The 11,983-nt window shown below is 42.2% G+C and carries 11 protein-coding genes and 2 pseudogenes; 8 read left to right on the top strand and 5 right to left on the bottom strand.

Annotation, left to right across the window (positions count from 1 at the left end; all coding sequences use genetic code 11):
- Positions 1–40: 40 nt before the first annotated feature.
- Positions 41–1,496, top strand: a pseudogene (locus tag L0B17_RS01995) (TrkH family potassium uptake protein).
- Complete coding sequence (gene hemG, locus L0B17_RS01990) at positions 1,496–2,023, top strand: menaquinone-dependent protoporphyrinogen IX dehydrogenase (RefSeq protein WP_235087203.1); 528 nt, start codon at positions 1,496–1,498, stop codon at positions 2,021–2,023. The pseudogene L0B17_RS01995 and the gene hemG overlap by 1 nt, the downstream one beginning before the upstream one ends.
- 85 nt (positions 2,024–2,108) lie before the next feature.
- Here hemG and L0B17_RS01985 read toward each other — a convergent pair whose 3' ends face one another.
- The 5 genes from L0B17_RS01985 to def form a co-directional block, all read right to left on the bottom strand.
- Positions 2,109–2,414 carry an ArsR/SmtB family transcription factor gene (locus tag L0B17_RS01985; RefSeq protein WP_235087202.1) on the bottom strand — a complete coding sequence of 102 codons (306 nt, stop codon included), beginning with the start codon at positions 2,412–2,414 and terminating at the stop codon, positions 2,109–2,111.
- 341 nt (positions 2,415–2,755) lie between these two features.
- Positions 2,756–4,165 (bottom strand): Trk system potassium transporter TrkA, encoded by a 1,410-nt coding sequence (gene trkA / locus L0B17_RS01980; RefSeq protein ID WP_235087200.1) that lies wholly within the window; start codon positions 4,163–4,165, stop codon positions 2,756–2,758.
- A 16-nt stretch (positions 4,166–4,181) separates the two neighbouring features.
- Complete coding sequence (gene rsmB, locus L0B17_RS01975) at positions 4,182–5,465, bottom strand: 16S rRNA (cytosine(967)-C(5))-methyltransferase RsmB (RefSeq protein ID WP_235087198.1); 1,284 nt, start codon at positions 5,463–5,465, stop codon at positions 4,182–4,184.
- Between the two features lies 1 nt (position 5,466).
- Positions 5,467–6,423 (bottom strand): methionyl-tRNA formyltransferase, encoded by a 957-nt coding sequence (gene fmt, locus L0B17_RS01970; protein WP_235087197.1) that lies wholly within the window; start codon positions 6,421–6,423, stop codon positions 5,467–5,469.
- Positions 6,424–6,431: 8 nt separating this feature from the next.
- Complete coding sequence (gene def, locus L0B17_RS01965) at positions 6,432–6,944, bottom strand: peptide deformylase (RefSeq protein ID WP_235087195.1); 513 nt, start codon at positions 6,942–6,944, stop codon at positions 6,432–6,434.
- A gap of 126 nt (positions 6,945–7,070) precedes the next feature.
- On the opposite strand from def, the gene L0B17_RS01960 reads away from it, so the two are divergent.
- From L0B17_RS01960 to hemF, 6 genes and pseudogenes are all read left to right on the top strand, one after another.
- Entirely contained in the window at positions 7,071–8,177 is a 1,107-nt protein-coding gene (locus tag L0B17_RS01960; protein WP_235087193.1) for a LysM peptidoglycan-binding domain-containing protein, read from the top strand.
- Between the two features lie 83 nt (positions 8,178–8,260).
- Positions 8,261–9,289 carry a DNA-processing protein DprA gene (dprA, locus tag L0B17_RS01955; RefSeq protein WP_235089490.1) on the top strand — a complete coding sequence of 343 codons (1,029 nt, stop codon included), beginning with the start codon at positions 8,261–8,263 and terminating at the stop codon, positions 9,287–9,289.
- A 2-nt stretch (positions 9,290–9,291) separates the two neighbouring features.
- Positions 9,292–9,765: a DUF494 family protein gene (locus L0B17_RS01950; protein ID WP_226412314.1), complete on the top strand. Its 474-nt coding sequence runs from the start codon at positions 9,292–9,294 to the stop codon at positions 9,763–9,765.
- Between the two features lie 116 nt (positions 9,766–9,881).
- A complete protein-coding gene (locus tag L0B17_RS01945; RefSeq protein WP_235087192.1) occupies positions 9,882–10,445 on the top strand; it encodes a DNA topoisomerase family protein in 564 nt (187 codons plus the stop codon).
- A gap of 23 nt (positions 10,446–10,468) precedes the next feature.
- Positions 10,469–11,034 (top strand): annotated as a pseudogene (locus L0B17_RS01940) (L-threonylcarbamoyladenylate synthase).
- Positions 11,035–11,038: 4 nt separating this feature from the next.
- Positions 11,039–11,980 carry an oxygen-dependent coproporphyrinogen oxidase gene (gene hemF, locus L0B17_RS01935; protein ID WP_235087190.1) on the top strand — a complete coding sequence of 314 codons (942 nt, stop codon included), beginning with the start codon at positions 11,039–11,041 and terminating at the stop codon, positions 11,978–11,980.
- Positions 11,981–11,983 lie beyond the last annotated feature (3 nt).

Raw genomic sequence — 11,983 nt, 5'->3', positions numbered from 1 at the left:
TTTCATATTTTTTATGACTTTGAACTAACAGAAGCCTTTAATGCAATATAAAACAATTATAAGAATCACAGGTTTGCTAATGGCCTTGTTCTCTATCACTATGCTGCCGCCAGCTTTGGTGGCGGTGTTTTATAAAGATGGTGGTGGTACTGCTTTTGTTCAAGCATTTTTTGTCAGCTTATTCCTAGGATTTTTACTTTGGTATCCTAACCGTAAACATAAAAGTGACTTACGGACCCGTGAAGGCTTCCTTATTGTGGTGTTGTTTTGGACTGTATTGGGGTCAATAGGGACATTGCCGTTTATTTTCTCTAAAGTGCCTGATTTAAGTTGGACTGACAGTTTTTTTGAATCTTTTTCTGCGCTGACCACTACGGGCGCGACAGTTATTGTCGGCTTGGATGACTTGCCAAAGGCGGTATTATTCTATCGCCATTTATTACAGTGGATGGGGGGCATGGGTATCATCGTACTCGCCGTGGCTATTTTACCGTTACTGGGTATTGGTGGCATGCAGCTATTTAAAGCCGAGATCCTGGCCAGTTAAAGACAGCAAAATGACCCCAAGAATTGCCGAAACAGCGAAAGCGTTATGGTACATTTATTTGATGTTAACCATTGCCTGTGCCACAGCATTTTACTTTGCTGGTATGAATGCTTTCGACGCGATTTGTCATGCATTTTCTACTATCGCTATTGGTGGCTTTTCGACTAAAGATGCCAGTATTGGTTATTACGATAGCCTGGCGATTAATATAATCTGTGCGGTATTTTTACTGATTGCCGCGGTTAACTTTAGCGTGCATTTTGCCGCATTCACACGTCGGGGAATTAACTTTAGAATTTACTTCAAGGATGCCGAGTTTAAGGTGTTAATTGCGGTACAAGTGGTGCTTACAGCCATTTGTTTTAGCACTTTATATTACTCAGGGGTGTACGACTCTGCTGAGCAAACGTTAGATTATGCTTTTTTCCAAGTGGTCTCGATATCGACTACTGCAGGCTTTGGCACAGAAAGCTTTCACACCTGGCCGTTATTTTTACCAGTACTACTGATATTTTCAAGTTTTATAGGCGGTTGTGCAGGTTCAACAGGTGGGGGGATGAAGGTTATTCGACTCATTCTGTTGGTATTACAGGGGTCGCGCGAGCTTAAGCGCTTAGTTCATCCTAAAGCTATGTACTCTATCCGTATTGGCGGCGCAGCATTGCCAGACCGTATTATTGATGCGGTATGGGGCTTCTTCTCCGCCTATGCATTAGTGTTTGTTATTTGTATGGTAGTGTTAATGGCAATGGATATGGATGCCATTACCGCATTCAGTGCAACGGCTGCGAGTTTGAATAACCTTGGTCCTGGATTAGGTGATGTTGCTAATAACTACGCCAGCATTACCGATGGTGCCAAGTGGGTATTGGTGATTGCCATGCTATTTGGTCGTTTAGAAGTGTTTACTCTTTTGGTGTTATTTACGCCGACATTTTGGAAAAATTAATGCAAAGTTTACTGGTTTACTCAACTGTGGATGGACAAACGCTTGCCATTTGCCAACGTATTAAGCATCAACTAGAGCAATCAGGGCATGTTGTTACGTTAAAGGATGTCGTTCATGTCTCTCAGGCCGATATTGACAGTGCCGAACAGATTACTATCGGCGCTAGTATTCGTTATGGTAAGCATCGCCCCGCACTATATGATTTTATTGCCAGTAATAAGACCGCGATTGAAAGTAAAGCTAACAGCTTTTTTACGGTTAACGTAGTGGCGAGAAAACCTGAAAAAAATACCCCCGCAACCAACCCTTATATGCAAAAGTTTATACTGTTATCACAATGGCAACCGCAGCTGTCTGGCGTGTTTGCCGGTAAGATTGACTACCCTAAGTATGGTGTTGTCGATAAATTTATGATCCGCTTTATTATGTGGATGACCAAAGGTCCTACAGACACATCTGCCACGTTTGAGTTTACCGACTGGAATAAGGTAGATGAATTTGCGGCTCAGATAGTGCAACAAGCTTAATTCAATAACCTTAATGTCTGTGGCATTAGGCTACGGTGAATAATGTAGTTAACAGAAGAAGATGTGTCGATAACTGAGGTCAATATTAGGCGCAATAACGGCGATGTAATATAGAAATAACCTCAGTCACTTGCTCGTTCTTTAAGGCATAAAACACCACTTGCGAACTCTTACGAGTGTTAACTAAGTCTTCTGCGCGTAATACGGCTAAGTGCTGTGATAATGCAGATTGGCTTAGTGGCACTGTCTCATTCAGTTCAGTTACGCTGAGCTCTTTATCCAACAATAAGCACAAAATCATTAATCGATAAGGGTTTGCTATCGCTTTCAGCCATTTTGCAGCTGTTTCTGCGTTTTCTAGCATCGATGAAATATCGATATCTTGCTGCATGGGAGGATCCTTGGATACGAGTGATATCCGAATCATACTCGTGCTGTGTTTAGATCTCAATTATCAGAACTAATAATATGAGCTAATTCTAATTTGTGATCTGTTCATTGGTATCTTAATACTTTTTCGCCACACTCATCCTTTCTTCATCAATTAGGGTTAGCCATGGCTAAAGTTTTGGTGCTGTATTATAGATTACACCGATTGGGATGATGTTAAACGTTATGCGGAACATATTCGTAATAGGGTGGCAATGGTTAAGCCAATTAAACGTTAACCAGTCGCTATCGCTATATTTTTGTTACAAGCTATTGTTAATAAATGTAATTTGTCATTTTTGATTAAAAGAAAAATGCGCTCGGTTGGAACAGCTTTTCAACATCGCCAATAAACTTCTTATTTACTAAGAAAAGGATTACATGATCCCCTTGTTCAATAACGGTTTTATCGTGCCCCATCAGTACTTCATCATTGCGAACAATTGCACCTATGGTGGTGCCTGGTGGAAGCTTGATTTCGCTGATTTTTTTGCCAACCACTTTAGATGTGCTGGAGTCACCGTGGGCTATTGCTTCAATGGCTTCCGCTGCGCCACGGCGTAATGAATACACGTTACAAATATCACCTTGGCGAATATGTGTCAGTAATGCTGAAATAGTCGCTTGTTGTGGAGAAATCGCAATATCGATATTAGCTTCTTGGACAATATCGACATAGGCTTCACGCTGAATGAGCACCATGACTTTCTTAGCACCTAATCTCTTAGCAAGCAGCGCTGACATAATATTAGCTTCATCATCATTGGTGACGGCAATAAATACATCGGTTTGGTCGATATGTTCTTCGGTTAGTAGCTCTTGATCTGATGCGTCACCACAGAAGACAGTGGTGTTCTCTAGTTTTTCTGACAACATTTCAGCTCGCTCTTGGCGATGCTCAATCAACTTAACCGAGTGATTTTTTTGTAAACGCTTGGCTAAACCAAAACCAATATTACCGCCGCCAGCAATCATAATGTTGCGATATGAGTTATCCAGCTTTTGCATTTCACTCATTACCGCACGAATATGGCGTGTGTCGGCAACAAAAAATACTTCATCATCGGCTTCAATAATGGTGGTGCCGCGGGGCATAATCGCTTTGCCTTGCCTGAAAATAGCCGCAACCCGGGTATCAATATTGGGCATATGTTCACGTAAGGTGGCTAGGGCATTACCCACTAAAGGACCGCCATAATAGGCGCGAACAGCAACCAAGCTAAGCTTACCTTCTGCAAATTCAAGTACTTGAAGTGCACCAGGGTATTGCACTAAACGATGTATGTAAGCAGTTACTAACTGTTCTGGCGCGATGAGTTCATCAATAATAAAACCGCCACGGGGTTTGGTGTCACCAGACTTCACTTCTGAGTTAATAAACAGCTTATCCCGTAGATCTAAATAAGGTTCTGATCGGATACGAGCAATTTTAGTTGGGGTACCAAATAATGAATAGGCAATCTGACAAGCAGCCATGTTACATTCATCGCTGTTGGTGACCGCAATTAGCATGTCAGCATCTTCAGCGCCGGCTTCTTTTAATACGCTAGGATGCGCACCATGGCCGACCACCACACGTAAATCAAACTTATCCTGCAGGATTCTTAGCCTAGCTCGGTCATTGTCAACGAGGGTTATGTCGTTATTCTCGCCGACTAAGTTTTCTGCTAATGTGCCGCCAACTTGTCCTGCGCCCAAGATAATAATTTTCATAACCTTGCAAATATCCTTACTGTGCTTTAACTAAACGAGCGTAGTAGAAACCATCCATATTGTCTTGGCCTGGAAGGATCTGCCAGCCAATATCCTGTGCGTTTGGTTGTTGTTTAATTGGTACTAATTGCGCATCGGGTGTGCGTACTAAAAATTGTGCCACTTGTTGGCTATTTTCTTCGGGCAAAATTGAACATGTTGCATAAAGTAATGTGCCACCAGGTTTTAACCATTGCCAGCAATGATCAAATATTTGCTGCTGTAATCTGGCTAGTTCTTCAATATCTTTGTTTTTACGTAACCATTTAATGTCTGGATGACGGCGAATAACCCTGGTTGCTGAGCATGGCGCATCGAGTAAGATGCGATCAAACTTTTCACCTTGCCACCATGAATCAATATTAGCCGCATCACCATGAATAACTTGCGCTTTTAAATTCAATCTGTCGAGGTTTTGTTGTACTCGCACTAAACGCTTTTCATCAAAGTCGACCGCGACAATGTTTGCTTGTGGTGCTTGTTCGATTATGTGACACGTTTTACCGCCAGGGGCTGCACAAGCATCTAATATTAGCTCGCCATTTTGCGGTGCTAGCAAGGTTGCTGCCCATTGCGCCGCGCCATCTTGTACCGACGCGGCACCTTCCATAAAGTCAGGTAGAGCATTTACATCTTTTGGGCTGTCGAGCAAAATCGCATCAGGACTTGGACCTTCGCTGGCATCAATATTGTGCAGGGCTAACTTAGCTAAATAAGCATCACGACTGTGTAATTGTTGGTTGTTACGCAACCACATAGGCGGGCGCTGGTGGCTTTGCTCAATAATATCTTGCCACCGCTCAGGATAAGCTTGCTGTAATCGCTTAATAAACCAAGCTGGTGTGTTGTAGCGTAAGGTGTCGACATCAGTATTAAGTGGTGTGTTGTTTCGCTGGATATTACGCAGCACGCCATTAACTACTTTTACAAGGCCATCAAACTTGAGTTGCCTACAAGCTTCAGCGGTTTCTGAAATAGCTGCGTGAGCAGGTATACGGGTAAAGTAAAGTTGATAACAGCCAACCAGTAACAACTGATAAACAATGCGCTGTTTACCTTTAAAAGGTTTATCTAGGCAGTCGCTGACGCATTTGTCCAGTTGAGGCAATTGACGCATTACGCCATAGCAAATCTCCGCCATTAAGGCTTTATCTTTGCTATTGTCTAGGTATTGCTGTTTATCGGGTAAGGCTACCGATAATGATATGCCTTTTTCGAGTACGTCAAAAATTGCTTTAGCGGCTAATGCACGAACATTCATGCTAGTTAGCCTCTGAATTTAATTGGGTACCAACACTAAACCAGTCGGCACGCGAATTAAGAATGTCAGCGACCGATAGGGGCTTTTTATTAGGTAATTGCATCGTCTCAACAATTAAACTGCCGTCTGCGGTTGCTATGACAATACCGTGTTTATCAGCTTGAGTAATTGTGCCTGGCTCAGCATTATTTGGTGCTGTGTCATAACGCACTTGCCACACTTTAATGCTGCTTTGTTGGTGTTCGAAATAACTCACAGGCCAAGGATTAAATGCACGTACTTCCTGCCATAGCTGCTTGGCTGATTTATGCCAATTTAGTTGAGCTTCTTCCTTTGACAGTTTTTCAGCGTAATTAACTAAAGACTCATCTTGTTTCTCTGCGGTTAACATACCTTGGCTTAGTTTTGCTAAGGCATCAATTAAGGCATCGGGTCCTTGAGCAGCTAATTTTTCATATAGACTTGCCGAAGTATCTGTATCTTCAATAGGCAGCGATGTTTTGAGTAGCATGTCACCGGTATCTAAACCAATGTCCATTTGCATAATGGTCACACCTGTTTCGGTGTCACCTGCCCATAATGCGCGTTGAATGGGTGCAGCACCTCGCCAGCGTGGCAAAATGGAACCGTGAACATTGATACAACCCAAACGCGGCATGTCTAACACAACTTTAGGTAAAATAAGGCCATAAGCAACCACGACCATAATATCTGCTTTTAGCGTAGCAAGTTCTGCCTGAGCCTCTTCATTACGCAGTGATGGTGGTTGAAAAACGGGAATATCATGTTCAACCGCTAATTGCTTTACTGGACTTGAAGTCAGCTTTTTCCCACGCCCTGCCGGTCTATCTGGTTGAGTGTAAACGGCACAAACATTATGCTCTGATGCGATAAGAGCCTGTAAATGACGCGCAGCAAAATCTGGCGTACCAGCAAAAATAATATTTAACGGTTTCAAATTCAGTCCTATGCGTCTTTAGCGGCGATACGAGCTTCTTTCTCAAGCTTAGTTTTGATGCGCTGGCGTTTTAGTGGTGATAGGTAATCCACAAAAAGTTTACCTTGTAGGTGATCCATTTCATGCTGGATACAAATCGCAAACAGTTCATCAGCTTCCACGGTGAACTCTTCACCATGGCGATTAAGCGCTTTTAAGGTGATGTGCTCGGCGCGGTCTACTTTAGCGTAAACCCCAGGTACAGAGAGACACCCCTCTTCGTTAGCAAAGTCACCATTAGAGGCCATAATTTGTGGATTAATAAAGATTGTTGGACGTTCGATATCATCTTGTAGATCCATCACAATTAACTGCTGATGAAAATCAACTTGAGTTGCTGCTAAACCAATGCCTTTTTCGTGGTACATTGTTTCAAGCATGTTATCGATTTGTATTTGTAGTTCTGGGCCAAAATCGCTTACAGGCTTGGCAACAGTGCGTAAGCGCTCATCTGGAAAACGTAAAACATTAAGTAATGACATATATAAACTCTTAACAAGTCTGACAAAATTTAGCTAGTTAGCTATACTGACGATAGAAAATAGGATAATTTTAATCCTTACGGACCTTCAATAACAGTAAAAAGCTCAATTAAAGAGCTTAATAACATGGACAACACCATGAAACGGATATTACTACTTGCTTTTATAACATTGAATATCTTTGGATTAAATGCAGATACACTGACTTTAAAAGCTGGACATCCTGACACATATGTCGTTAAAAAAGGCGATACGCTTTGGGATATATCGGGATATTTCCTCCAAGATCCATGGCGCTGGCCGACATTGTGGGGGGTTAATCCACAAATTGCTAATCCTCATTTAATTTATCCAGGTGATCGTCTTACCTTGGTATTTATCGATGGGCAGCCACGTTTGGTTAGAAAACAACATATCAAGAAGGGCGTCGAAGGGTATGTTCTACCAAAAGATGGTGCAATACCGACAATTGATTTGGCGCTAATTGAACCTTATTTAGTACAAAACCGTGTGGTAGAGCAAGCTTGGTTAGATGCTCAACCAATGGTATTAAGCGGTGAAAGCCCTTCTAAACACCATATTCTTAATGATGTTATCTATATCAATTCGAATATGCCAATGGGTCAAAAGGTCGCTATTTATGAGCACGGGCGTGAACTTTTAGATAGTCAAACAGGTGAACTGCTTGGCCGTGAGATCATTCTTACCGCCAGTGGCCGTGTGACTGCAGAGGGTGATATTTCAAAGGTTCAGATACTCAGTAATTTACGCGAAACAGAGGTGGGGTATTCAGTTGTTCCTGTTGAAGATGAAGCGTTAATGTCTGCTTACTTTACACCCACCGCAGCAGAACTAGACGTACCAGCGAGCGTTATTGCCACAGCAAGTACTAACCGTGAAGCGGGTAAGTTGGAAGTCATTTACCTTGATAAAGGGTTAGATGCTGGCGTTAAACCTGGGCATGTTTTTGCTATTTACCGTGATGGCGAGGAAGTGGTTATAGGTAGTGATGGACAACCTGTTCGGGCCGTTGACCGTTCATCATATGACAAAGTGGTCGCTCACTTTTCAGATGATAAAGTCTTTAAAGTACCAGATGTTTATCACGGTAACCTTATGGTTTTTAAAGTCTTTGATAAAACGAGCTTAGGCCTAATTATGATGAGTGATCGCCCAGTTAGAGTAAAAGATAAATTGGTTACTCCAGCCAACCTGACCTTTAAAGGTGAATAATTTCTGATAATCTGGTTGACTGGCTAGTTGTTTCAGCTGTATCCGGACTAGGACCCGCCCGGATTAAACAATTACTAATGCACATGGATGTTGAAGAGTTAAGGCAAAGGCTACAATTTGAACCCGATGCCTTACCGCTTTCTTCTCAATCTTTGAAAGTGTGTAAAATCGATTTTGATAAAGTCGATAGTGCCTTCGATTGGCTTGAACAAGCCGATAATCACCATCTTATCTGTTTATCTGATCCCTTATACCCGCCCTTGTTACAGCAAATATATGATCCTCCCTCAATGCTTTTTGTCAAAGGGCAAGTCAATGGATTATTGGCCCCTTCAATCGCTATTGTTGGTAGCCGTAATATGTCATTGCACGGCGCCGATACGGCAGCCAATCTAGCTCGTGACCTTTCTAGTTATGGGTTTAGTATTACTAGTGGTATGGCTGCTGGTATCGATGGTGCTGCGCATAAAGCCGTAGTGGCGAATAATGGTGTAACATTAGCTGTATTGGGTTGTGGTGTGGATGTTGTCTATCCTAAAAGACATAAATCGTTATACGACGATATTCAGCAAGATGGCTGCATTATTAGTGAGTTTTGGCCGAAAGTGAGTCCGGTCGCGGGGCACTTTCCTAAGCGTAACCGCGTAGTCAGTGGATTAAGCTTAGGCACAGTGGTGATTGAGGCTGCGCGTAAAAGTGGCTCATTAATAACAGCTCGATTAGCAATGGAGCAAAACCGCGAAGTTTTTGCCGTTCCAGGGTCGACAATCGCGGGATATCATCAGGGTTGTCATGATTTAATTAAAAATGGCGCAAAACTTGTTGAGGATGCTGCCGATATAATAGAAGAATTAGGGTGTTTATCTGAGTATCACCTTGTACAATTGCACCATCGTCACCATATACAAGCTAGTGAAATGAGTAATTTGCCATTTCCTTCGCAGTTAGCTAGTCTGTTAGCAAGTGTAGGGTATGAGACTACAACAGTCGATGCTGTAGTCGAGCACAGTGGAAAACCGATAGATCTGGTGTTAGTGGAATTGCTTGAACTTGAGTTACAAGGGTGGGTTGCTGTAGTGCCCGGTGGTTACGTCAGACTAAAGAGGAGTTAGCCATGTTTGATATCCTCATGTATTTATTTGAGAACTATGTCCACAGTGAGATAGAGTTATTGGTTGATGAAGATGAATTAACCAAAGAGCTTACGCGTGCTGGTTTTCATCAGGTCGATATTATTAAAGCCTTGGCATGGCTTGAGCGTTTAGCGGACTTACAAGAAAGTGATAAACCATACTTATGCAATCATGCGCAACATTCTTTCCGTATTTATACTAAACAAGAAGCTGCCAAATTAGATGTGCAATGTCGTGGTTTTTTATTGTTTCTAGAGCAAATCCAAGTGCTAAGTGTTGAAACCCGAGAAATGGTTATCGACAGAGTGATGGACTTAGATGAGCCGATATTAGTATTGGAAGATTTAAAATGGGTAGTATTGATGGTGTTATTCAATGTCCCTGGAAATGAATCTGCTTATGAACAAATGGAAGATTTAATCTTCGAACAACCTGATGGTCATTTACATTCGTAACGTGACTAAGCAGTAAATAAAAGGAGGCTATGCCTCCTTTTTCGATCCTGATAGGGTAAAATTGTTTTAATTTAGATTTAGCCGTATTCAAATAAAACATAACAATTAGATGAGTCATGTCAAAAATTGATCAACAATTATTTACTGCCCATGAGCACGCTTTAAAGAAAGAGTTTGAACTCTGCCCTAAGTGTGGTTGCGAGTTATCATTAAAGCATAGTAAACACGGCAGTTTTGTTGGTTGTAATAATTATCCGACATGTGATTATACTCGGCCTTTAGTGCAGCATGAGTCGATAGAAACCCAAGTTATTACTGGCTCAAGCTGTCCTGAATGTGGCCATGAATTAGCAGTGAAATCAGGACGCTTTGGTATCTTCATTGGTTGCACTCATTATCCCGAATGTCATCATATTGAAAAGCATGATCACAGTAATGAAGCGGAAGCGATAGCATGTCCTCATTGTCAAAAAGGACAGTTAGAGTCACGCACTAGCCGCTACGGTAAAACGTTTTTTGCCTGTAGTGCCTACCCGCAATGCAAGTATATCGTTAACTATCCGCCCATTAATGAAGCGTGCCCTGATTGCGATTTTGGTATATTAGTTGAACGTAAAGGGGCTGCTGGAAATCGTTTAGAATGTCCTCAAAAAACGTGTAAATACAAACGGCCGCTATAATTAGCTTGTGTTAAGGATCTATTATGTTGCAATTACAACCCGATGCTGTTGTTGATGTTATTTCTAAAGGGGGGTTATTGCCTACCCAACAGAGGCCGTATTTGGGTTAGGCTGTGATCCCGATAATGACATTGCTATTCAAAAACTATTAGATGTAAAGCAGCGCCCATGGCAAAAGGGATTAATCTTGGTTGCCAGTCATTTTGAACAATTAGCTGATTATGTCGATGAGTCTCAGTTAACCTCTGCTCAGCTTGAGTTTGCACTGTCGAAATGGCCTGGTCCGTTTACTTTTGTTATGCCAATTAAATCTAATGTTTCATCATTATTATGTGGTGAGTTCTCCTCTATTGCGGTTAGGGTGTCTGCACATTCAACTGTGCGTACCCTTTGCGACACGTTGCACAAACCATTAGTATCAACCAGTGCTAATCTAGCGGGGGAAGCGCCTGTGATGCAGGCTACACAAATTTTAACCGACTTTAACGGTAAGATTGATGCGCTAGTGATAGGGGAATTAGGTGAACAGCGCCAACCTTCTACCATTATTGATGCACGCACAGGCCACGTTATTAGAAATGGAAACTAATTTTATGCAAACAGGTTCAGATACTGCTGTTTTACCTAATGTTGAACAAGTAAAAACATTTTTATTGTCCCTTCAACAGCGAATTTGTCAGCGTTTAACTGCGCTTGATGGTAAGTCAACTTTCAATGCCGAGTCTTGGAAGCGTGAAGAAGGTGGCGGTGGCACCAGTATGGTATTAACTCAAGGTAATGTATTCGAGCAGGCCGGAGTTAATTTTTCCCACGTTATGGGCGCGGCAATGCCTGCGTCAGCCACTGCACATCGTCCCGAATTAGCGGGAAGAAGTTTTGAGGCGATGGGGGTGTCATTAGTTATTCATCCCAATAATCCTTATATTCCAACAACTCATGCTAATGTGCGTTTTTTCATTGCCAGTAAAGAAGGCGCAGAACCAGTGTGGTGGTTTGGTGGTGGGTTTGATTTAACGCCCTATTATCCATTTGAGCAAGATGTTGTTTTTTGGCATCAAACCGCACATGATTTATGTTTGCCGTTTGGTGAAGAGGTTTACCCTAAATATAAAAAATGGTGTGATGATTATTTCTTTTTGCCCCATCGCAATGAAACTCGTGGTGTAGGCGGATTGTTTTTTGATGATCTTAATAAACCAGGATTTGAGCAAAGTTTTGCGTTTATGCAAGCGGTTGGTAATGGTTTTATCGAAGCCTATGAGCCTATCGTGGAGCGTAATAAAGCATTGGAATACCAAGATGAAGAGCGGCAATTCCAGCTTTATCGTCGCGGCCGCTATGTTGAGTTTAATCTTGTTTATGACCGTGGCACCTTGTTTGGTTTGCAAACGGGTGGCCGCACAGAGTCTATTTTGATGTCTATGCCGCCACTTGTGCGCTGGGAGTATGGTTTTACGCCGGAAGACGGTACGCCTGAAGCAGAATTATATGACTACTACCTTAAGCCACAAGATTGGTTAGGGCTAAACAAGTAAGTG

It is taken from the genome of Shewanella sp. OMA3-2, from assembly GCF_021513195.1.
Taxonomy (GTDB): domain Bacteria; phylum Pseudomonadota; class Gammaproteobacteria; order Enterobacterales; family Shewanellaceae; genus Shewanella.
The sequence above is the reverse complement of the archived record's forward strand: the minus strand, read 5'-3'. Positions and strand labels throughout refer to the sequence as shown.